24 protein-coding genes and 2 pseudogenes are annotated in these 22,404 nt (G+C 42.8%); 9 read left to right on the top strand and 17 right to left on the bottom strand.

Going from position 1 to position 22,404, the window contains the following annotated elements; genetic code table 11:
* Positions 1-111: 111 nt before the first annotated feature.
* Both F6K46_RS04280 and F6K46_RS04275 read left to right on the top strand, forming a co-directional pair.
* Positions 112-249: a hypothetical protein gene (locus F6K46_RS04280; RefSeq protein ID WP_293057166.1), complete on the top strand. Its 138-nt coding sequence runs from the start codon at positions 112-114 to the stop codon at positions 247-249.
* Positions 246-383 (top strand): hypothetical protein, encoded by a 138-nt coding sequence (locus F6K46_RS04275; protein ID WP_293057164.1) that lies wholly within the window; start codon positions 246-248, stop codon positions 381-383. Before F6K46_RS04280 ends, F6K46_RS04275 begins: the two co-directional genes overlap by 4 nt.
* 27 nt (positions 384-410) lie before the next feature.
* Here F6K46_RS04275 and F6K46_RS04270 read toward each other — a convergent pair whose 3' ends face one another.
* A complete protein-coding gene (locus tag F6K46_RS04270; RefSeq protein WP_293116796.1) occupies positions 411-6,329 on the bottom strand; it encodes a translocation/assembly module TamB domain-containing protein in 5,919 nt (1,972 codons plus the stop codon).
* On the opposite strand from F6K46_RS04270, the gene F6K46_RS04265 reads away from it, so the two are divergent.
* The gene (locus tag F6K46_RS04265) at positions 6,328-6,678 is read left to right on the top strand and encodes a hypothetical protein (RefSeq protein ID WP_293025491.1); all 351 of its coding nucleotides are present in this window, start codon (positions 6,328-6,330) and stop codon (positions 6,676-6,678) included. The genes F6K46_RS04270 and F6K46_RS04265 overlap by 2 nt on opposite strands.
* Before the next feature lie 40 nt (positions 6,679-6,718).
* On the opposite strand, the gene F6K46_RS04260 is transcribed toward F6K46_RS04265, so the two are convergent.
* The 4 genes from F6K46_RS04260 to F6K46_RS04245 form a co-directional block, all read right to left on the bottom strand.
* Complete coding sequence (locus tag F6K46_RS04260; RefSeq protein WP_293057154.1) at positions 6,719-8,398, bottom strand: glycosyltransferase family 39 protein; 1,680 nt, start codon at positions 8,396-8,398, stop codon at positions 6,719-6,721.
* A 14-nt stretch (positions 8,399-8,412) separates the two neighbouring features.
* The gene (locus F6K46_RS04255) at positions 8,413-8,553 is read right to left on the bottom strand and encodes a hypothetical protein (RefSeq protein ID WP_293025493.1); all 141 of its coding nucleotides are present in this window, start codon (positions 8,551-8,553) and stop codon (positions 8,413-8,415) included.
* A 275-nt stretch (positions 8,554-8,828) separates the two neighbouring features.
* Complete coding sequence (locus tag F6K46_RS04250) at positions 8,829-9,764, bottom strand: phosphorylase (RefSeq protein WP_293057151.1); 936 nt, start codon at positions 9,762-9,764, stop codon at positions 8,829-8,831.
* A gap of 118 nt (positions 9,765-9,882) precedes the next feature.
* Complete coding sequence (locus F6K46_RS04245; RefSeq protein ID WP_293057147.1) at positions 9,883-10,014, bottom strand: hypothetical protein; 132 nt, start codon at positions 10,012-10,014, stop codon at positions 9,883-9,885.
* Positions 10,015-10,237: 223 nt separating this feature from the next.
* On the opposite strand from F6K46_RS04245, the gene F6K46_RS40015 reads away from it, so the two are divergent.
* The 4 genes and pseudogenes from F6K46_RS40015 (at position 10,238) to F6K46_RS04230 (ending at position 12,117) form a co-directional block, all read left to right on the top strand.
* Entirely contained in the window at positions 10,238-10,498 is a 261-nt protein-coding gene (locus tag F6K46_RS40015; RefSeq protein ID WP_366510702.1) for a Uma2 family endonuclease, read from the top strand.
* A gap of 24 nt (positions 10,499-10,522) precedes the next feature.
* Positions 10,523-10,885: pseudogene (locus tag F6K46_RS40010) on the top strand (Uma2 family endonuclease); the annotation flags it as partial.
* A 126-nt stretch (positions 10,886-11,011) separates the two neighbouring features.
* The gene (locus F6K46_RS04235; RefSeq protein WP_293057143.1) at positions 11,012-11,206 is read left to right on the top strand and encodes a hypothetical protein; all 195 of its coding nucleotides are present in this window, start codon (positions 11,012-11,014) and stop codon (positions 11,204-11,206) included.
* Positions 11,203-12,117: a Uma2 family endonuclease gene (locus F6K46_RS04230; protein WP_293057140.1), complete on the top strand. Its 915-nt coding sequence runs from the start codon at positions 11,203-11,205 to the stop codon at positions 12,115-12,117. The genes F6K46_RS04235 and F6K46_RS04230 overlap by 4 nt, the downstream gene beginning before the upstream one ends.
* On the opposite strand, the gene F6K46_RS04225 is transcribed toward F6K46_RS04230, so the two are convergent.
* Positions 12,089-12,265: a hypothetical protein gene (locus tag F6K46_RS04225; protein WP_293047998.1), complete on the bottom strand. Its 177-nt coding sequence runs from the start codon at positions 12,263-12,265 to the stop codon at positions 12,089-12,091. The genes F6K46_RS04230 and F6K46_RS04225 overlap by 29 nt on opposite strands.
* Positions 12,266-12,369: 104 nt before the next feature.
* Complete coding sequence (cutA, locus tag F6K46_RS04220; RefSeq protein ID WP_293026556.1) at positions 12,370-12,690, bottom strand: divalent-cation tolerance protein CutA; 321 nt, start codon at positions 12,688-12,690, stop codon at positions 12,370-12,372.
* Between the two features lie 417 nt (positions 12,691-13,107).
* On the opposite strand from cutA, the pseudogene F6K46_RS04215 reads away from it, so the two are divergent.
* Positions 13,108-13,614: pseudogene (locus tag F6K46_RS04215) on the top strand (aldo/keto reductase); the annotation flags it as partial.
* 3 nt (positions 13,615-13,617) lie between these two features.
* Here the strand turns inward: F6K46_RS04215 and F6K46_RS04210 are convergent.
* A complete protein-coding gene (locus tag F6K46_RS04210; protein ID WP_293057137.1) occupies positions 13,618-15,189 on the bottom strand; it encodes a zinc ribbon domain-containing protein in 1,572 nt (523 codons plus the stop codon).
* A gap of 106 nt (positions 15,190-15,295) precedes the next feature.
* Between F6K46_RS04210 and F6K46_RS04205 the strand changes: the two genes are divergently transcribed.
* Positions 15,296-15,775: an aldo/keto reductase gene (locus tag F6K46_RS04205; RefSeq protein ID WP_366510701.1), complete on the top strand. Its 480-nt coding sequence runs from the start codon at positions 15,296-15,298 to the stop codon at positions 15,773-15,775.
* 71 nt (positions 15,776-15,846) lie between these two features.
* Here the strand turns inward: F6K46_RS04205 and F6K46_RS04200 are convergent, their stop codons facing one another.
* From F6K46_RS04200 to F6K46_RS04160, 9 genes are all read right to left on the bottom strand, one after another.
* A complete protein-coding gene (locus tag F6K46_RS04200; RefSeq protein WP_293057128.1) occupies positions 15,847-16,023 on the bottom strand; it encodes a hypothetical protein in 177 nt (58 codons plus the stop codon).
* Positions 16,024-16,114: 91 nt separating this feature from the next.
* Positions 16,115-16,330 (bottom strand): hypothetical protein, encoded by a 216-nt coding sequence (locus tag F6K46_RS04195; RefSeq protein ID WP_293026548.1) that lies wholly within the window; start codon positions 16,328-16,330, stop codon positions 16,115-16,117.
* 867 nt (positions 16,331-17,197) lie between these two features.
* On the bottom strand, positions 17,198-18,424 hold the full coding sequence (locus F6K46_RS04190; protein WP_293057119.1) for an Eco57I restriction-modification methylase domain-containing protein: 1,227 nt from the start codon (positions 18,422-18,424) through the stop codon (positions 17,198-17,200).
* Between the two features lie 48 nt (positions 18,425-18,472).
* The gene (locus F6K46_RS04185) at positions 18,473-18,739 is read right to left on the bottom strand and encodes a hypothetical protein (protein ID WP_293057116.1); all 267 of its coding nucleotides are present in this window, start codon (positions 18,737-18,739) and stop codon (positions 18,473-18,475) included.
* A gap of 186 nt (positions 18,740-18,925) precedes the next feature.
* Positions 18,926-19,288, bottom strand: coding sequence for a DUF5615 family PIN-like protein (locus tag F6K46_RS04180; protein ID WP_070397009.1), 363 nt, complete (start codon positions 19,286-19,288; stop codon positions 18,926-18,928).
* Positions 19,278-19,625, bottom strand: coding sequence for a DUF433 domain-containing protein (locus tag F6K46_RS04175; protein WP_293057113.1), 348 nt, complete (start codon positions 19,623-19,625; stop codon positions 19,278-19,280). The genes F6K46_RS04180 and F6K46_RS04175 overlap by 11 nt, the downstream gene beginning before the upstream one ends.
* Positions 19,626-19,736: 111 nt before the next feature.
* Positions 19,737-20,147, bottom strand: a complete 411-nt coding sequence (locus F6K46_RS04170) for a hypothetical protein (protein ID WP_293057110.1) — start codon at positions 20,145-20,147, stop codon at positions 19,737-19,739.
* Between the two features lie 340 nt (positions 20,148-20,487).
* On the bottom strand, positions 20,488-22,239 hold the full coding sequence (locus F6K46_RS04165) for a hypothetical protein (protein ID WP_293057107.1): 1,752 nt from the start codon (positions 22,237-22,239) through the stop codon (positions 20,488-20,490).
* A complete protein-coding gene (locus F6K46_RS04160) occupies positions 22,199-22,396 on the bottom strand; it encodes a hypothetical protein (RefSeq protein ID WP_293057104.1) in 198 nt (65 codons plus the stop codon). Before F6K46_RS04160 ends, F6K46_RS04165 begins: the two co-directional genes overlap by 41 nt.
* Positions 22,397-22,404: the final 8 nt, after the last annotated feature.

Genomic DNA, 22,404 nt, shown 5'->3' with positions numbered 1-22,404 from the left:
GAACTATTAAATTCTACCGTTCGCGTAGCGTGGCCATAGGCCAAAGAAGTTTATGTTAAGCTGACGGCTTGGTCTGAGGGGATTGGTGCTGTATTGGGAGCTAGATCAGGGATGAGCTTTTTGGGCTTGGGGGATGCGATCGCATTTCATAGAATTGTCTGGCCGATTAGTCTCAGTCTTAGAGTTCCCCCCACTGTTGGTCAGAGGAACACCTGTGATCAACGGGTGCATCTGATTAAAGCTGTTTGACCCGGTGGGTGGAACAGGCATCTTGCCTGTTGCAATTTTCCGGCGGGCTGTCTCAACGCCTCTTACCCCGATTCCCGATTCCCGATTCCCGATTCCCGATTCCCAATTCTAAATTCTTAATTCTAAATTCTTAATTCTAAATTCTTAATTCTTAATTCTAATTAAAATCGATTTTCATACTCGACAATTATCTTAGTATCATCTGAAAAATTTGTAGCGCCGCGTAGCAAAACTTCTTCATTAACTCGATAGCGCAAGTTGTACTGAATTGGCTGATCAGTAGTTAACACTTTTAACAACGAAAATGATAAATTATTAGTAATATTAATTCCTGCTTCAGCACCTAGCTCTAAGCTATCAGTGCGTCTATTATCATCTGTAACTGTAGTAGGGAAAATGCGAAACTCATCTAATCCTGCGGCATCACCAATCAGGTTGCTGACATTACTCAGTAGTGCTGAGCCAGCCAGGTTTGCCAAACCCAAGGTAGTATTGCCTCGACCCAAGGTATCCACAAAGCCACCCCCTAATAGAGCAACAATTTCCCCTTCACTACGTTTTGGCATACTATTAAGTTCCACTCGGTCAAAGAGCTGACTTGCTCGCCCTTTTACTTTTGCTTGAACCCGAATAGTTTCTGTAGTGCCAAAATTAGTTGGGCTATCGCTAATTTCATTAGCAAAGGTTTCACTGGTAATGGGTTGTTTCCTAGACTCAATTACTGATGCCACCATCTGCACATCTAACTCTGGGTCTCTGCCAAGAGTGGCTACAAATCGAGCGTTGTTGTTGTAATTTTTATCAAGACGAAACTGGGTGGTAAAGAGATTGACCTGACCGCGCAGCAGCTGAATGGTTCCTTCTGGTCTAATATCGCTCATGTCCCCATTAATTAGAAGGGTACCGCTGGCGATAAAATCTAATACTGGTAGCTGTCGAACTAGGATATTTTTACCTAAGGTTAACTGTAAGTTATTGAACTCGATTAGTTCGTCACCAGCCGATCCGCTACTCCCGATCGGGGCAGTTTGAGATTCAGAAATCGGTACTCGACCATCAAACAATTCGATGTAACCACCAATTCTAGGATTAAACAGAGTCCCAGTAATGATGGTCTGACCTTGAACACCACCACTGTAAATCCCTTTGAGATTGATGGCTAGTTGATTCAGGTCAACGGTGAGGGGATTCTCTAATGGTCTAGCTAGGTCTCGCAATGGCAAATTCCCTACCGCTACTAATTTACCACCACCAAAATTCCCTTGTAAGGTGTCTACAATTTCCATCCGGTTGAAGTTAAACCGGATTTTGCCATTAACTTCTGTCAGGGGTTCCGGTAAGGCTTGGGCAGCAATGGTAGCGTCTTGTACATTAATGTTACCAATAACGGTAAGTTGCTCCAGTTGCTCTCGCCAATCTTGGTCTTGGTCAAAGGTACCGGAAATATCTAAATCTACTTGTCCTTTACCATCAACCCAAGTGATTTGTTGATTGGTAAGCATGTTCAATCGGGCAAGTCCTTCGTTTTGAACCGTCAGTTGTACACTAACTTGCCGATTTTCTGGCTCTACTTCGGCAAAGGGTAACTTGTAGGGGATTTTGGCATTTACAGTTAGGGGTTCAGACTCTTTGGTCAGAAAACTTTGGGCAAAGACGTTCAACCGCGCATTGTTGTAACTAAAGCTGCCTTTGATGGATTCGAGGGGTGTTCGGTTTAGGCTGGCATCCACTACAGATATTGCTCCCCTAGCTTGGGGATTGCTTAGACTTCCATAAAAGTCCGCTGTGGCATCAACAAATCCTCCGTAACCAACAGAAGCTGGAAATTTGAACACTTCTCTAATCAGGGAAACCGGGACGTTCTTTAGCTTGAGCTGACCCGATGGACCTTGTTCACCGATACTACCGGACAAGGTGGCTAGGCTCTGACCCGATTGAATCCGCACAGGTAAAAGATTCAGTACCCCTTCTTCAAAATTCCCTTGGGCAATAATTGTCTCAGCTTTATAGGAACCCCACTGCCAGTTTTCCCCTTGGAAATTAAATTTGGCACGGATGCCATCTTTGACTGAACCTTCCATACTGATACTGCCAGTAAAACCACCATTGATCTCGGTAAGCTCTGGTAACAGAAAGCTCTCTTGACGCTGCTGGCGTTGCTTCTCTAGGAGGGTGACTATTTCTGACATCCGCCGCAGAGGTTGTTTGAGCTTATTTTGTGGGTTACCTACTCCAGTAACGGCAAGATCAGCGGCTGTGCCGTAGACGGGCGCTTGCAAGCCTCGACCTAGGTCAGTGATATCAAATAGTTGTAGGGTAGTCAGAACATCCTGGATTTCTCCGAGCTTAGCCTGGAGTTCCCCTTTAAATTCTGGTCCGTTGGGGGTTTGGGTGACGTTGGCAGCAAATAAGTATTGACTATCACCTTTTTCAAACAAGCCATCGGTCAGAGTCATCGTCCCTTGCTGGTATTGGAAAAAGCCTTTTAAGCAATCACCTCTAAGGTTGTCAAAGATAGGATTTTCGATCGCAATTTTACCGGATGACCCAAAGGTCTTGAGGTTGAGACCAATCTGCCCAGATATGTCTCCCGCCAAGGGTTTGCTTAACCATGGTTCGAGGTTTTGACCGTCTACCATACCACTACTCAAAGCCAGACTCTTAATGGTATTGATGGGGAAATTCTTTACGGTCATTTGTAGCTCATCCCCTGACCGAATCCCAGTAGCAGTTTTGTTCTGATACTGCAGCAAAAAGGATACGGGTTGGTAATTGGGGTTTAGCACCACCTCCAGTTTGTCTTGATTACCTGCTAGCTGGAGATTTACCCCTGACTTTGGTGCTATACTCACTCGACCTGTCAGTAAGGATTCAAACTCCAGGGGACCAGCAAAAAAGTACCGCAGTCTTAAGTCACCGTTAATTGTCGGAGCTTGAGGAGTACCAGCAATGCGACCGTTAAAACCGACTAAGCCTCCTAAATTGAACGCATCAGGCAGGTCAGCCGGTAATCGTTGCAAATTCAAATCCTGTGCTTGTACCTGGAAATCAAAGGTCTTAATTGCTTGTAAGCCCTGACTGCCTGGGTTTAGATTGACAAAACCATTAGCATTGAATCCCTCGGCTATCGCTTCTTTAATCTCTAGCCTTTGACCATTCCAGTCAAAGGATGTGGCTAGGGAACGCTCAAGTATAGAAATGCCTTCACTAAAATTCAGCTTACCCTGAGCTTGGATTGCTGATAGAGCTGTATCTGGTGTCAATAGCAACGGAGCAGAAATATTGACACTGCCATTGAGACGTCCTCGTAAATCAGGATTAATCTCCCACAACTTGAGATTAGTAGGCTGGAAAACTCCCTGAAATTTACCATTGCTAAACTCAGCTGTTCCTAGTAATTGACCACCAGCAACCTTGAGTTGTCCAGACCCTTTGCCCTTAATGGCGTCAATGGTTAAATTAGTTAGATTACCAGAGACAGTGACATTCCCGGAAAGAGGGCCATTGAATTGGGGCGGGACCGGAGCAAGAGCACCCAAGTCGAGCTTAGAGGTTTGTACCTTGGCCTGGAAGTTACCATTGGCAATATCGATTTGAGAAGCCTGAATTCTACCCCCTTCCACATCTAAAGTACCAGACCCACTAGCAGTAATACTGCTAGGACTTACCGAATCTAGATTCCCTGAGATGGTAAACTCTCCGGACGCTGGACCGTCGAATTGCGATGGTATTGGTCCGAGACGACCTAACTGGAGATTGGATGCTACGACTTGAGCTTTGAAGTTGCCTTTAGCGATATCGACAGCATCAGCTTTAATGGTTCCTCCTGCTAGGTCTAAACTGCCAGACCCACTAGCAGTAATGGTGCTAGGACTGACCGAATCCACATTCCCTGAGATGGTAAACTCCCCGGAAGCTGGACCGTCGAATTGCGGAGGTATTGGTCCGAGACGACCTAACTTGACCTTGGATGCAACTACTTGAGCTTTGAAGTTGCCTTTAGCGATATCGACAGCATCAGCTTTAATGGTTCCTCCTGCTACATCTAAACTACCAGACCCACTAGCGGTAATGGTACTAGGACTGACCGAATCCACATTCCCTGAGATGGTAAACTCCCCGGACGCTGGACCGTTGAATTGCGGTGGTATTGGTGCGAGACGACCTAACTTGAGATTGGATGCGACTACTTGAGCTTGGAACTGGCCTTTAGCGATCGCGATCGCATCAGCTTTAATAGTCCCTGCTGCTAGGTCTAAACTACCCGAGCCACTAGCGGTAATCGTACTAGGACTAAAAGACTTTACATTCCCTGAGATAGTCAACTCCCCTGAGATGGGACCTTTAAATTCAGAGGGTACTGGTGCTAAGGCTTCTAGAGGAAGATCAGAGGCTTGGACTAGGGTAGAAAAACCACCATTGATCAGTTTTACATTAGTAGCACGCAAGGTACCACCATCAACCGTCACGCTGCCGTAACCGCTGGCACGGAGGGTTTCTGGTTGGAAAGAATCAAGGCGACCGGACAGATTAAATTGACCATTGAACGGTCCGGAGAATTGTGGCGGTAGAGATTGTGCAGGCAAGGTTTTTAGGATTGGTGCCACGGAAATATTCTTAGCTTCTACTAACCCCTGCCAGCGCCCAGCCCCCACTTGAAAATTAGTAGCTCTGAGAACACCATCACCGATGGGCAGATTAGCATAACCAGTGGCACGAAAATTCTCGGGCTTGTCAAGGGGAGAAAAGATCTGGGTTCTGCCATAAATTCGACCCAGAGGAATGGGTAGATTAAATCCATACTGTTTTGCGATCGCATTCGCTGGCACATTCACAGCTTTGAGATCAAATACTGCCCCCCCCTGATCCATAAATTTGATATCCCCCTTGCCTGTGACTAAGCCACCCACTGTTGGTTTTGCCTGCAAGTTTCTAATGGCCAGCTCAGTATTAATAACGGTAAAGTCAGCAGTAATATAGCTGAAGTTCACCTGGTCAAGGGTGGCGGCAGTGGTGGTAAACGCCTCTCCAATCACAATCGGGTTGTCGATAGCTCCAGTGACCTTAAACGTAGCCTGTGCTTTACCTAAAGTAGTTACTGGTAGCTCTTTGATGCCAAAGGTCTGTGCATACTGCTGTATCTGAACCGGTTCGCTTGTTGCTCTGAGCTTGTACCCTGACTCAATATCCAGCATTCCCCCAATTTGGGCAGGTACTTGACCGAATCGGGAAGTTATGTTATTGAGCCAAATCTGACTCCCTCGAAAGCTCAGCTTACCTTTGCTTTCAGTGAACAGTTGGGGCAAGGGTTCTAAGCGGGCGGTGGTGTCGGAAAAGTTAATCGTACCCCAATACTGCCAAGGCTGTTCAGCATTATTCCGTTGTATTCTCAGGTTGCCACCCAGTTTACCCCCTTGAAGCTTCAGGGGAATCAGAAGTACTTTACTAACCTCTGCCGCACTCACGTTATCGACATCAAGGTGCAAGTCAGTTTTTTCTTGAGAGAGGCGGTAATCTCCCTTAACCTTTAAATTTCCCCCAGTTAACGGCTGACTATTTACATCAAAGCGAATCAGCTGACCTCCGTCGAGAAATTTACTTTTCCCCCGAACCTCAGTAAATCTCATCGGTGGTTCTTTGATGCCCACTTGAGATCTTGGCACCACCACCACATCCGCATCCCGCCACCGCACCACCTTTGGGTCTACCTTAAACGCAGAATCTTGGGCAGTTTGTGTAAATGCTGTAGACACCCAGTTTAAATCTTTGTCCTGTTCAACATATATATTAGGTTCAACTAGGGTTACATCTAGTTCTAGGGTTCTGGTAAACAGCAGTTTAACGGGGTTATAGCTTACCTTCACTGCCTCGGTAACAAGATGATCGGGATCCGTAGGGGTAGCTGGTATTTCCGAAGAACCAAACCTTACACCATTTAGGGAAAAGCCCTCCACTGGTCCGACATTGACTTTCCGGTTAAGAAAGCTAGATAAATTTTTCTCTACCGTTGGTGCTAATTGCTTCTGGATGAAATACCAAGCAAAAAGGCTTCCGCCCCCTATCCCAGAAACTAGAATCATGACCATAAGCATGAAGACCGGACGTAGCAGCCTCTGCCAAAAACCTGTACTTACCGTAGGTTCTGGAGTATTTTCCGGAGTAGGCTCTGGTAGATTACCAGGATTGGGAGAGTTACTCATCTTGATTGGTTTGCACCTTACAACTGGAGTTCCGAGGGAATATGGGGGCATCGTCATCTTAATTTATCAGGGAAATACAGGGAGTAGGGGTATCAGTTATAGGTGCCGAATACCAAGTGCTTTTCAAGAGGATCTCACCATTCCCAATCATGATTGGGAAGAAGGGGAAGAGGGGGAGGAGATGGAAGAAGGTGCTGTGTCCCAATGGTGTGAATGCAACTCGGGATAAGGCAGATAATACTACTACTTTTTTGATCTGACGAAGATCCCTATCTTGATAGTTTCCAGAGCCAAGATTGATCGGTAGGTTTAACGCTATACTTATAGGTGGTTTCAATTCCCTGGCGCAATTCCTCTGACGGTCGATAAAGTAAAACATTTTCGAAACCCTCCGGAATCTCCGGGATGTTGGTAGAGCTATTGGATTTATCCAATAACATCAGCTGTACATCCGGGCGAAGTAGATGACACAGAGATAGAACCCTACCGGGAATTTCATTACTGATCAAGAGTGGTTGTGGGATTTGATTAATCCAAGCTGCTACCGGGGGATTATTGCGACTCTTCGCATAGCTCTTGTGCCACCAAACTGGCAGTTGAGAGCTGACTATACAGGAGAGTATGCCGCTAAATGCCAGAGCAATTGCTATAGACTTCCAAGTTTTAGGATTTTGTCGGGTTTTTACCATGGGCACTATGTCATGGTCAACCCTTACTTGCTGATTTTGCCTATCTTCGGGATTTGCTAAATTTCCATCAATCATTCCCTTGGTATATTTTCCTGAGTTTTTGGCTTCGGTTGTCAGGAAATAAGCAATAGCTAACTGAATGCCTAGATAACAGGGAATAGCATAGCGAGTAATGCTAGAACGGCGACCACCTAATAGCACATCTGGACCGATTAGAGCAATTCCTGTCACTCCAATTAAGGTAATAATAAATACCCAAGCATGCTGAGGAGCCTTACGACAAAGATAGTAGAGGGCGTAGCCTGCTAAAAATAAACTTAGATAGTGGAGGGGACTCAAAGGATGGATGCCTTGGTTAACATCAAAGAAAATCCGACTGAGGTTTAAGGTCCAAAATAGGGGTAAGAAGCCTGAACGACTATGATTAACTGAGTCAGTATTAGCGATAAATTTGGAGAAATTAGTGATAACAATGATTAGCCAAGGGGAGAATAGCAATATTCCTCCTAAGGAGGCTAGTAAATAGCTAGTTACTCGCTTACTCCACCGACCACCTTCGGTAATTAATACATACAATCCCTGTCCAATTAAAACAAAGGCTGAGAAAGGGTGAGTATAAAGTGCTAAGGCAACAGTAAAGCTATAGATAATCCATCGATAAGTTTTTTTGATGAATTGCTTTCTCCTATAATAATTCATTGCCCATAATAGGACTGCACTAGAAAGCAAAATGGTAACGGTCCATAAACTATATTCTCGGGCTTCTTGGGCATACAAAACATGAAAGGGAGAAATAGCAATTATGGCAACAGCTACCCATCCGATTAATTTTGAACCAAATAGTTCTAAGCACAGCCAGTAAGCACAGGGCAATGCTAATAAGCTAATTATTACAGATAGCAGTCTAATAGTTACTACGGAATTGCCAAAGGTTTGTAACCATAACCTAGCCATTAGGTAGTAAAGGGGAGAATGTTCGGGATTACCGGCTAGGGAATTAATGGTGTCATTGATATCTCTTTCAGTATTAGGAAATTGGTACTGTTTCAACAATTTTTCTACGCTGATAATCTGACCATCGAAAATTGTTTCTACTAGTTCGGTTCGAGTGTGACCAGAAATTCTAATGGAGGTCATTGTCTCGTCGTACCAGTAAACTTTACGGTCTAGGTTGTAAAATCTAAAGACTACTCCCAGTACGATTACGATGATCAGTAAATTTCTGAACCAGATAGAATCAAGAGTAATTTTCTTGATCATGCTAACTACGATAATTAGGGGATAATTGAAACTATAGCAAAGGGAACAGGGAATAGGGAACAGGGAACAGGGAGTAGGGAGTAGGGAGTAGGGAGCAGGGAGCAGGCAGAAATAGGAAAGAGATCCAAATAGTTTTTGATGTTATGAGCAATCATCAAGATTGTTCATGATATATTTATAATAGCTATAGTAAAGATGGTTTTAAGGGAATTAGCATCAAAGATGACTGTACCTCATAACTGCGATCAACGCACTGTATAACTATAAAAATACTAATTTAAAATTAATACTTAACAATTGGGTATTATAGCGTTTTTCATCATGATGAGATACATTCAAGTTTCTTCCCCCTACTCCCTACTCCCTACTCCCTACTCCCTACTCCCTACTCCCTACTCCCTACTCCCTATTCCCTATTCCCTTTCCTTAATTACCAATTAACGGCAACGTTTCTCAAAATTGTCATGGGACCATGGTCTTTCAGACGTTTCATTTGCTCTTGGTTTCGGACTAGGAGAGCTCCGGCAAATCCGAGGGAGTTGACACCAATTGACTGGAAATCTGCTTGAGAACGGGGTAAAAGCAACATCCATTGCCTTGTGGCGAGGAGATTGTAGGCACCGGATTGCTTGTTACCATTGACATTATTCCATGGCAACCCGACTGCACTCAGTAATCTATGGTACAACTTGAGGGTGGCTTGAGCAGCATCCCACGGAGAGTTTACCCAATTAGGGTCAAGCTGAGCAATAGCATGGATGAAGGGCAAGGTTGGGATGGTGCCAACAGAGTCCTGAAAGCTAGCTGATGCGATCGCATTTTCGATCGGGATGTTAACTCCTTCAGGGGCTAGGGGCAGAGGAACTAGTTGCAAGTGCTTGTGTCGTTGACTGGCACCACCAATCTTTCCAGCATTATAGAATGCCAAGCCATCAATTTCGGCAAGACATGCCCACATAGCAGCAAAATCCTGCAAGGTCAGCCAAGTATCTTGCTCCTCGAAAGCACGGGTTATGATCAGCAGGTGATGGTCAACTACGTTGTATTTGTTCAACAGACACAGGTGGGTGTCGGAAAGGTCTGCTACAAATAAATCTTGTTCGTAGGGAAGAAAAGGGTTGAAATCCTTGGATGAAGTAGCTGTTTTTTCCTCTTGCTTCTTTTTGGCTTTGTCTTTCCGTACCAGATTAGACAAAATCCGCACCAAGAAGCGAATACCGTCTTGTTCTACGAATTCGTATTCTGTCGCTATGGAGTGGAGTGCTTTACATTCAATAGCGTGTTCAGTTTGTGCTTTCAGTTTCGGCCACAATGTACCTGGTTCTAGTACTAGTGTTCCTTCGGTAATTGGTTGTTCTTCAGTCATAGCGATCGCATTTCCTTCAGCTTCTATGGCAATCTTAAATCATTTGTCAAAAAGTAAGCCTATGCGCTACGCGCACGCTGCTTGAGGTGCCGTCAGCTGTCAGCTGTCAGCTAAATGTTTAAACTAAACCTCGAATAGGGAGCAGGGAGCAGGGAGCAGGGAGCAGGGAGCAAGGGGAAGAAAGTTGACTGTACCTATTTAGAATAATAAACGCTATAATAGTTTTGATTAAAATTAACAAATTAAGCATTAGTAATCTAACTTTAGATTATCCATAAAAACCTACATTAATCTTGAAAAACTAAAAACTATCAATTCACTTGATAATACAAACAAACTCTGATGTCTTTCCTACTCCCTACTCCCGATTCCCTACTCCCTACTCCCTACTCCCTAAAACCCAGTACAAAAGTCCCTCAACCAATTGAGCACTGCTAGAAATAAAAGTAATCCTAAAGAGGTAATCATATCCCATGATCACAGGAAATTATGAACTGGCTGAACACCGAGTAATTTGCAACAATGTCAGTTGGCAGATATTTGAGCAATTACTCACAGAATTAGGAGAAAATCGCTCCACTCGCTTGGCTTACGATGATGGAACATTAGAAATTATGACTCCCTTAGGTCCCCATGAAAATAATAACCGCTTTATTGAACGCTTGATTGGTGCGATCGCTGATGAATTAAATCTAACTATCAAAACCTTTGGCTCCTTGACTCTTAAGCGATAAACACGGTTAAAAGGGGCAGAACCTGACTCTTGTTACTATCTCCAAAATGAGCCATTGGTAAGACATAAGCAAAGCATTAATTTAGATCATGACCCACCCCCTGATTTAGTCTTAGAAGTCGATATCACCAGTGGTTCTTTAGATAAGCGCCCCATTTATGCAGCGCTTGGTGTCCCTGAATTATGGCGTTATAATGGACAAAAATTAGAAGTTTTTGTGTTACAACAACCGATTTTAATTTTTAATCAAGTAAATCAAAGCCCAACCTTCCCTTGGATGCCTTTGAATGCTATTCCTAGGTTTATTAACCAAAGTTTAGTCGATGGCGAAACAGCAACGTTACGGGCGTTTAGGGCTTGGGTTAGAAAACAAAATAATTTTGAGTGATAACTGCTAGCTAATAAGGTAGCATATCCAAATAGATAATGACCTAACCACTGATTTATAATAACACCAAAAAATACTCGGATTTATTTCCTACTATTCCCTATTCCCTACAGGTGCATCTCATTTTTGCTATTTGACCCAGTGGTGCGTTACGAGGTGGGCTATTTCAAAGCTGGCGAAGAGGCGCAAAATCAGGGAGATCCCACCCCTAACGCACCCTACGCAAAATTTACTATTCCCGATTCCCGATTCCCGATTCCCGATTCCCGATTCCCGATTCCCGATTCCCGATTCCCGATTCCCGATTCCTTAAAAAAATGACTAAAAACTTCATTCCCCAAAGTGAAGCTCCTGCCTCTCCTAAAGAAACGCTACCTAGCATGTATGACCTGCCAAGTGAGAATCCGGAGGAACCTGGTTTGCCAGACGAATTTCACGATTTACAACCAGAATTATTAAGTCGCACCTTTCGTTGTCAGTATTACCCTTCTGAGGAAGTATTTATTGGTACAGATTTAAATCTTTACTATGATGTGCGCCATCCTCAATGGTATAAACGCCCGGATTGGTTTTTAGTGGTAGGAGTTCCCCGTTTATACGAGGGCACTGATATTAGATATAGCTATGTAATTTGGCAAGAGGGAGTTAATCCCTTTGTAATTGTGGAATTGCTGTCACCGACAACTGCTAAAGATGATTTGGGGGATAACCTAAAGCAAGAATCTGAAGTATCTATAGTTGATGGAAATAGTGATACTATTCAACGACAAGATAGTAATCAAACGAGTAATAGTAGCAGTGAACCTACCCATAAAACTATTCCTTCCAAGTGGCAAGTCTATGAGCAACGATTACGGGTACCTTATTATATAGTGTTTAGTCGCTATACCAACCAAATTCGGTTTTTCAAATTAATCGGAGCTGGTTACCAAGAGCAAGGAATTTTAGCTGAGCCACCCCAGATTTGGATTCCCGAACTAGACATAGGTGTGGGATTGTGGTGGGGAGAGTATGCGGGGATAACTCGTAATTGGTTGCGCTGGTGTGATGATTCCGGAAATTGGCTTCTGAGTGATACAGAACAAGAACGGGCAGCAAAAGAACAAGCCCAGCAACAAGTGAAACAAATTGTAGTCAATCTGTTGAAATCAGGGATGGATGTTGAACAAGTTGCTAATATCACTGGAGTTGATCGGGAGGAAATTAGATCATGTTCAGATAATCAGTTATAAAAACATAGCTTCCTTCTGCTAGGGAATCGGGAATCGGGAATCGGGAATCGGGAATCGGGAATAAGGATATAATTATAACTATGGCGTTGCTTAATAATGGAAGGATTTTAATAGTTTTGTGGAATGGGCATCTTGGTGGAACTGGCATCTTGCCAGTTTCAATATATTTTCGCGCGGGCAGGATGCCCACTCTACTCCTATTCATTCGAAGACTGACGCAACGCCCCAACTATTGCCAGAAATTACCGGATTTTAGGCAATAGCGACGTTATTAATCAGCCAAGCTGCATACTGCTCATTGACATGCTGTGTACTTAGTACCACAAATTCAGGGGTATCGTAGGGATGATAATTAGTTACAGTCTGCTCTGCTTTAGAGATCAGCTCCGTAGTTGTTTTGATGACTAGCAGCACTTCAGAAGAGGACTCAACCTCACCCTCCCACCAATAAACTGAAGAGATCCCGGGAATAATGTTCACACATGCTGCCTCTCTACGCTGGAGAAGCTGATTAGACAGATCATGGGCAACAGCATTATCAGGACAGGTGACAAGGATTAAAACGATGTTCATGCTTTTGCTCAATTTTTTTTGACCCGGGAATATATTAAACCAGATTCCGAACTTTAAAATGTTTTACACAGAAAACGGTTAAAATTAATGTTTTATACAGAAAACCCTTAGAATTATGACGTTGCTGAATTAGAGTATGAATGGGCGATCGTCTCGTTTTGGTGGGGTGCATCCTGCCTGCCGGAAAATTGTAACGGGCAAGATGCCCATTCCACGCTTAATGCCCATTCCACGCTTGATGTTCATTCCACGCCTGATGCCCATTCCACGCTTCATACACATTTAACATTTAATGCACATTTTACGCCTAATGACCATTCCACGCCTGATGCCCATTCCACGCCTGATGCCCATTCCAGAAAACTCTTAAAATCATTCCATGATTAAGTAAGGCCGAAAAAGTTAAAGGAGTTAAGGATGGAAACCAGAGCCTTAGGGACTTCGGAGGTAAAAATCACCCCGATTATCATGGGCACTTGGCAGGCCGGTAAAGCTATGTGGGTAGGCATTGAAGATGCTGAGACCATTAAAGGGCTGCGAGCAGGATTTGAGGCGGGGATAACTACGGTTGATACTGCAGAAGTTTACGGGAAGGGTCACTCGGAACAAATTGTTGGTCAGGCTTTAGCAGAGGTACGGGACCAAGTGGTTTATGCTACCAAAGTGTTTGCTAATCATCTTAAATATGACCAGGTGATCGAGGCTTGTGAGGGTTCCTTGAAAAACCTGAAGACAGATTATATCGACCTCTACCAGATTCACTGGCCTTCTGGCACCTTTGGAAGTGAGGTAGTGCCAATTGAGGAAACCATGAGCGCTCTCAATACCTTGAAAGAGCAAGGCAAAATTCGGGCAATTGGAGTCTCCAATTTTTCCCGCAGCCAGTTAGCAGAAGCTTCTCAGTACGGAGATACTCTTAAACCGTAATTAATCGGGATAATCCGGTACAAAACGGTCAAGGTGCATTTTATTGTTGCCTGAGGGAGGAGTGGTCATACAGCAATTGGAGTCAAGCCTCCCACTCATCTTTCTCGGCGTTCCTGGCATCTCGACCAGGAGTTGCTTGAAAGCCTTAGTTTTGCTATGTTTGGAGTCAAGCCAGCCAAGCTTAACTGCATCTAGCAGACTCAGTCCCATACCTTCCAAGAAACGCGCGGTACGACGCAACAATACTGCCTGCACCTCGGCTTTACTCATATACCGGGTGATTTCGAAGTCTGTACCCCTCGCAAGGACATTTTTGGCAGCATTGTGGTCAGCCTGTAACACGACCCCATCGAATCCGGTAAAGCAGTCCCCAGTCCTTTTCCCCATCAGGGTTCCATTCCTGGAGTCAACTTGCGACGTGTAACTAGGTTGAACTTCTGTAATAACCGACCCAGTCCAATCAGCCCATTTCTGTAAAGAATCCCGAAGCTCTCCTTTCATCCAACTATTGAGCTTACGGGACATGGCCTTGGACTGACGTTTATTTTTTATCGGCTGCGTTAAATCTTCAGCAAATACTTTCAGTGATTTACCATTAAAAACCGACTTCGAGGCTGCTCCTATTATGGCTTTAATCTCTGATTGATTCTGTCTGTAACGCTTGTTTTCTGTTTTTCTGGTTAGGTTGTTTTCTAATATCCGAGCCGACTTAGCTGGGTCGATTTTTTCTAGCTTTCTATGGAGTGCCCAGAGCTTTCCTCTATTTCTGTTCTTTTCACAGATACGATCAGATTTTTGGGTAGCTGCTTTGCCTAACCCTTTTCCATGAGCCTGACCATCTGAATCATAGAAAGCCTCGGTATATCCCTTGTCTAGCCCTATACTTCGACGTTCAGTCGGGATTTCAATGTTGCCATGGTCTACTAAAAAGTGAACCTCAAACCTTGGCAATAATTGATTGTATATTAATCTAATCTGCCCTTTGATTTTCCGATTAGACCGAACAATTATTTTATTTCTTTTCCTTCTTGTTAAACCAGCTACTTCTAGCTGGTAAGTCTTACGAGAAAGTCTTTTGCATTGATAACCCTCTTGTTGATAAACTATTTGGTTTTTAATCCAAGAATGCCCTCTATGAAATTCCTTTCTAACAAGTCGATGGAGAAGTGGATTGTTCAGAAAAGCTAAGGTTTTGAGCTGTTTGCAAAGTTCTTTTCTAGTCTTTTGGTTCTCTTTACTGGGAAATCTTTTATATATTTTCTTCGTTACAACATCCCTACAGGCTGCTTGCTGAGCTACAATGGCTTTCGCTACATCATTGATAGTCCAATCCATTAACTTGGCAGGAATTCCCAGGGTATCTGGAGTTCTAAAACTCTTTACTTCCGGGATAGCTTTTTTCCAGTCCAATCCCCAATGGTTAATGCTCCCCAGTTTGTTGTAAGACTCAGCCCTAACGACGCCCAGCTTTTTCATGGTAGACAGCAATTCAAGTTCAACCGACTTGGTCATCCCCACCACAGGGACTACTTGAGTTGATATTCTTTTTGCTACTCCTACACTTCTGGGCATCGTCACTTAACTCTGTGTCAATTGTCTCGATTATACTCTAGCGCTAAGTAAATGTCAATGTCCGAATTATGATATTAGATCCTACTTCATCCCGATTTTTGGGTACTTGATTGCGAGACGAATTGATAGCCTGCAGCCTCCCTACTCTCTGTTTTGGCGTCAGGTGGAGCAAGATGCTATGCCTTTCTGTGTAGAGCAAAATATCTCGATTATTGCTTATTCTTCCTTAGCTCAGGGATTATTAACTGGCAAGTTTGGTCCAGAGCACAAGTTTCAGGAAGGGGATCATCGCAGCAAAAATAAGTTGTTCAACGGTGATAACTATCAACGAGCACAGCAAGCATTAGCTCAGCTACGACCAATTGCAGACCGTCATCAGTGTACCCTGGCTCAGTTGTCTTTGGCATGGTTGATGTCTCAGCCACAAACTAATGCGATCGCAGGATTCCGAAATAGTGCCCAAGCTATTGACAATGCTCAAGCTGTTGAGGTTAAGCTGTCTGCTGATGAGCTACAAGACATTGATCAGATTGGACGGCTGGTTACAGACCATTTAGATGATAATCCAGTGATGTGGGATCTTTAAGGGTCAGCGGTCAGCGGTCAGCCTTCAGCTTTCAGCCGTCAGCCGTCAGCTTATTTTATTCAAAAGCTATCTTAGCCTGGCTTACTGCCAATGGCTGTTCGCGTAGCGTGCGCGTAGCGCATAAGCTGAAAACTGAAAACTGAAAACTGAAAGCTGATTGCTGAAAGCTGATTGCTGAAAGCTGATTGCTGAAAGCTGATTGCTGAAAGCTGATTGCTGAAAGCTGATTGCTTACTGTTAGTAACCAAAACTATTTCCCAGATAGTCTAAACAACTATCTGGGGATTAAAGGTAATTAACGACGATAACCCAAGTTGATCAATTTAGGCTATCGAGTGATCAATCCTCCTTTGCTTCTTTAACTAACTTGGTTATCGCTTCGATAATTGTTTTAGAGTACACAGTTAGGGCAATGACTGCTGCCACCGCTGTGCCACCTTGGATCAGGGGGATAAGTGGAGCGCCAGGAGGTGTATCGGGAGTTGATGCACCTGTTGATGTATTAACAACCTGGCTAACCTCCACATTGAAATGGGGATTTTGATGTGATATCATAGGGAGTTAGCGGCCCTAGAAGAGCCGAGGTAGTTTGTATTCGTTGTTAGAAGGACAGCAGCCAGAAACGGCCTGCGAAACTGATTCTGGCTGAGTCTTTCTAGTATGAAAATCTGCAACTAGTCCACCTATATGGCAACCAGGCAAAACACAGCAAATCACACAGATACACGGTGGTACACATAGCAATGACGACGAGCATTGAAGGCTAAAACACTCCTCCACTTCCCTAAGTTATAGATTTACAACTTTGAGATATTTATGATAATGGTTCCTATAATTATATAACTTAAATGGTGATACTCTCACCTAGGGGTGTGTTGACGTAGCCTTCTAGAAGGGTAGAAGAGTTATTGGTATGACTCACTGGCTTTTGAAGAATACCTCTTACATCGACCATTTCCAGATTAGGAGCATTACCAAGCGCTGCGAATCAGAAGTATGAGTCGATTGTTAGATCCAATCAGACTACAAAAAATCTGAAATGCCAAGCTTTTGGGTATAGCTATATAAAGCTTACCAGTAAAAATACTATTGTGTCAAGTCTGATTGTGTGTCAAGTCTGATTGGATCTTACATTAATCATAAATGATGACTTGCTGTAATGTCAACACAATTCCTTCACATTCTCGGGATTAAAATTAAAGTTGTTGTAAATTTTGACCATTGGTAGTGATCAACAAGTAGTGATTTGGCTACAGTCTGGTCAAAGTAACAGGAGCTAAAATCACTACTTGTGTACCACTACCTGACCATTAAGGGGTGAGAGGGTGCATCTAACTTTATTTTGCCAAGATACTCCGATGGAAGCAGAAAACACAACTCTTGTTCCCTGAATTATAGATTTAAAACTTTGAGATGCTCCCCTTACTTATATCCTTTTGATAGCAACCCCTGCAGCTCAAATGCTGGTACATTAGCTAGTTCCTTCGGTTCTAATTTATACATCGCTCCACCATAAACTCTCCCTTCAGCAACCATAGCTTTCCCAGTAATCTGGTTAAGGGCTTCTATCAGCAATTTGTCCAACTTTGGATTTTGGTTTATGGCCTTTTCCAAATCTGGCTTGGGGTAGAGAATAAGATATGAATTGGTAACAATTGCTTTTGATTGGTTTAGAATAAATCTAAACGGCTTTTTACCATCTTTATCTGAACGTCCAATATAGGTACAATAGAATCTGATTTCAGGTCGGCTTTCTTGGGAATACCAAATTTGACGGCTTTTGCATAAATAGCGGTTGGAAACACCAGCGTTAATCCCTGCTTTAAGGTAATAATACAAGTCAGGATAGACGCACTTTATTTCATCAAGGGGCAATTTACAATCAAGCACAAATAGCGGGTTTGTAATTTCTGGGTTGCCATCCTTATCTGCTTTTAATTCAGTAGTGTCTAAGTATCGTGGGCTTGGTAATATTGGACGAAATTGTTCAATAGGTAAGTTTAGGCTTTCAATCTGTACAGGAGAAAGAATAAAGAACTTATTATCACCGGTAGCAATGCCGCGCTTAACTGCAAAGAAATCACTTAACTTTGGATAACCGCTTTCTTGACGTTGGTCAAACAAGGGAAAGCGTGACCATTTCTTTTCACTAGTCAATACTTTACAACTAACGTCTTTTTCCTGTGCTGGCTTGTTGATGGTTCCACCAAAGGTGAATTTAACGTTATGGTTGTTATCGGATTTTTTCCCTTTAAACCATACAACAGCTGAGGAAACTAGAGCATCATCAAATTGCACATCACTTGGGTCAAATCGGTGAATCTGTAACAAGGTTACTTCATTCAACAAGTAGTTTTTCACTGACTGACCATAATTCACGTCCATAAATTCACTTGGAATCAACCAAGCGGCAATAGCATTTTCATTCATCCAGCCATGTGAAAGCGCCATGAAGTAACAATAAAGACCTGCTAAGCCAGACAATTTCATATTGGCAGATTCTAGAGCTTTAGCCTGTAGACGTTTTTTTTGGCCATTGATATGATGATGCCGAACGTATGGTGGGTTACAAATAATCAAATTAAACTTATCACATTCTTCAGCGGGTGGCTTTTGTTTCGTGAAGTCTTTTAGTTGATAATCAAGCATTGTTTTAGACCACAATTCCCGGGCTGGTTTTCCATAGTGCTCATCAATTTAAAACCCTGTAGCAGCTTCTATACGACTTGATGAAACAGTGCTAGTTAAGGCACTAAAGAACACACCAGTACCAAAAGCCGGATCAATAAAACGAATCTTTACTCCCTTTGGCATTAGGTTTTTAGCATGGGTAATAATATCCTTAGCTAGGGCAATTGGTGTGGAAAACTGACCCATGATATTGCGCTCTTCTTGAGTTTTTAAGCTGTCAAGTTCAACTTGTATCTCCTGACGTCGGCTTTCAAGTGCTGTAAACTTTGTCATTGTTATGGCAACGGACACAACAGGATCAGCAACGGGCTGATGAACTGGCTGCATTTCTCCGGGAGCAAGGCATTGACCCGAAAGAATTGCTATAGTGCTGAGTACTAAGTCCTAAAAGCTGAAAGCTGAAAGCTTATGGCTGATAGCTAATAGCTGATGGATGAATACTTAGGTTTACTGATCAACCTATGGCAGAGGCAAATAAACAATGCGATCTTGGTACTCATTGTCTTCAGATGCAAGAGCTGCTATGATTAACTCCTCAAGATTTTCTCCAATAGTCAAATTAGGGTTAAGAATAAAAATACCTGGTATGTGGTGATCTTGTGCTAGGTGGTCAGTTAAGTGAACTGGCATGGAAGTCCGGTTATTGGTTACCAGCACAAAGTTATTTTCCTCGCACCAGTCAAGAATTTCTGGATCTAGAGTACCTTTAGGTGGTGTTTCCGATTCTCCCACCACTTTGATCACAATACTGGGTTCTCTTCGTCTAATTTGTGTAGGATAGAGAGAATTAACATTTTCATCAATTAGATAGTTAATACTCATTCCCTTGTTCCCTAGCTTTTCTTATTGCTCTTAATTGGCGCACTTTTTCAGAAATAGGAGGCGGATTGAGTCGTTGCTGCTCCCTCATAGTATGACCATGAAAGAGCCAGTTTTTCATATATTCGCTGACAGCTTTTTGATTTTGCAGGTAATAGAGAATAGTAGCGTAGACTTGTTCTAGAGTTAATGATGTATAAGCTTGAGCAATTTCTTCTGGGGTTTTATGACAGTCTAAATAGTCATATAATATAGTTTCAATACCAATTCTTGTTCCTTTGAGGCGAATGTCAGTAGGAGCAATAAAGTTGAAATAGTCTGTTAAACTTTGAGTTGACATGATCGTTAGGTCAATAAAGTAGTAAGTTTGGCAGTTGTACACAAGTAGTGATTTTAGCTCCCGAAACCTTTACCAGATCCTAGCCAAACCACTACCTGTTTATCAATACCCCTAGGGCGAATAACCTTCAAGATTATTTCCACATAATCGCTCCAACAACTCCCTGGGAATAGCATCGAAATTTTCTAACAAAAAGTCCATCAGGGCAAGATGTCGTAACACGTCAGCAGCAGGAGCTTTATAGCGCTTATTTCCAGCAAACCAGCTGTTAACTGTACTGATGGAGCGGGAGCAGATTAATGCCATTTCTTCTCGACTAACCTCCCATTTCGACATGAATTCCTTTGGTGTCATGGCCAGTTGCCAGTGACTGTACAGTTGAATCAGAATTCGGTCTAAGTCAGTTAGGGGACGAGGATAGGATTTTGGGCGAGGGGGTTTCTTCCCTGCTAGTTGTGCCAGGCGGTCTAAGTATCGCTGGTAATAGATAGCATGATCAGTTGAGCGTTTATTTGGCATCATGGAATTATCTCCAATGTACTTGGGGAATAAGCCGCGCTCTTGTAATGATGGTCTCAAGCGCGGCTTTTTGTCCGATAATCATATCGAAACACCAGACATTTTTATTATTACTAATAAAATCAATATTGTCAATAACAATTTGTTACAATTTAACAATATTTAACAAATTTAAAAAAAAATTTTTTGGCAAGTTTAACGATTAGCTTTACAAGTAATTTAATCAATTTATATAGCATTTTATAAATAATTAATGCACACAAAATGTCGTGTTTAGGTAATAATAAATAGTGCGGCATTCCTACTCCCGACTCCCGATTCCCGACTCCCGATTCCCTACTCCCTACTCCCTAACAATACATTTCGCCTCCAAAACTACCAATCCCTTAGTTTCAAACAGCGAACAAGATGCCATCACTTCTTCCAAAGCAGGTTTTATCCCTTGTTCAAGTTGTTGAATAGCATGATTAGCTGCTGGCTGATACTGCTTCAACCACTTTCTATCTTTAATAGCATCAGCTTTTAACTCAATGGGGTTTAGTACCCAAAAATCAATATCATAGGTTTTAATAAACTCCTTAACAACGGAGAGATTAGCACTATATTGGGCATCAATTAAATCTAGAGTTCGTTGTCGAAATTTATGATAATATCCGACGTGGTAAGGAATAGCATATTCACTGGCTACCAAAACCGAACGCTGAGCAAAGGTGGGGATATTATTCATCTCTGGAGACAGAGAAGCAATTAAGCTATCTTTCGGTTGTTGTTGAAAAAAGTTATACAAGGATGGAGTATCCCCGACTTTATACGCAGTAATGGGAAAATTATCTACAAAACTAGGATATAATACTAAGGCTGCTGCAATTATCGTAGTAGTTGCTATCGCCAAAACGTTAGGTATAGAAAAAATACTATAAAAACCAGAGCTAGAAAAACCACTTTGGCTAGGCTGGCTTGCCCACTTAAATACGCTATCAATCAGAATGATAAAAACTATGCCAGCACTTAGCACCATGATCACTCTGAGACTATGTTGAGTATAGCGACTAGGAAGATGCAATTTAAATAGCAAAATATGAGCAGCAACAAACATCCCGAGAGACGCTATCACCATCTGGAGCAAAAGGGTAATTTCTTTACTAATCTGCTTTACTAAGGGAAATTTATTGGGAAATAAGGGCAAGAGTAGCAGTAAAAATCCCGCTCCATTAGTCGCTGGAGTAAGAATCGAAGTCAGACGAATTCCGCTTCTGCCTTTTAACCAAAACTTAGCGGGATCATCGTCATAAAAAAAACGCGATCGCCCCCCTGGAAAAAACTCTGGTAACTGTCTGGCTTCAGCGACAGAAATCACTGGACCAAACTCATTGGTTTTGAGAGCATAGGGTAGCATCACCAAAAAAGCTACTATCAATCCCGCCAGACACAACCAACGTCGCTCTTGGGATAACCCTAACTTACCATTGCGCCATTCAAATAGTCGTAAAACTAAGGTACCGGAAGAGATAAAGACTAACTGGGGATAGAATAGACCTTGGAGTGCGATCGCACCCAAACAAAACCACAATGACCCCCGCACTAGGTAATACATAAACCCCAACAATAGGGGATAGACAAACGCCTTCGGTGTTCCAGACACCACCGTATCAGTCATACCCAACGCTTGAGACAGCAACAGGGTAGCACTAAAGGCAGCTGCTGGTACTGGCAACAATTCCAGACATACCCAAAAGCAATAGCTAGCGCTAACCAAATTCAACACTACCGGTAAGAGTTTGTTAAATAGCAATGGATTAACACCCAATGCTGCTATCACTCGATAAACCGTAGTGTAGCCAGCTGGAGCAACCGTTTGAAAGTAATCAGCAATTAAGTCTTGAGGAAACAGCTCTGGATCAAGAAATCGCATCATCCAAAATATATGTTGTCGAGCATCATCTTGGACAATATACTCACCACTGAATGCTTCCCGTAGTGCGAGCAAGCTATACACTACCGTAAAGGTTAGGCTGAGGCTAAACCAAAAGATAACTTGAGGAGTCCATCGTTTGTTACAAGGAGTTGTGAGGAATCTTTGAATAGGGGCAATCATTGAGTAAAGGGAATAGGGAATAGGGAATAGGGAGTAGGCAATAGGGAATAGGCAATAGGGAGTAGGGAGTCGAGAATCGAGAATCGGGAGTCGGGAATCGGGAATCGGGAAAAAATCTGGTGTATCTAATTACTATGAGAATCCTTATTCTAGTCAATTAAGATC

The organism is Moorena sp. SIO3E8, assembly GCF_010692445.1.
GTDB classification, from domain to species: domain Bacteria; phylum Cyanobacteriota; class Cyanobacteriia; order Cyanobacteriales; family Coleofasciculaceae; genus Moorena; species Moorena bouillonii.
The sequence above is the reverse complement of the archived record's forward strand: the minus strand, read 5'-3'. Positions and strand labels throughout refer to the sequence as shown.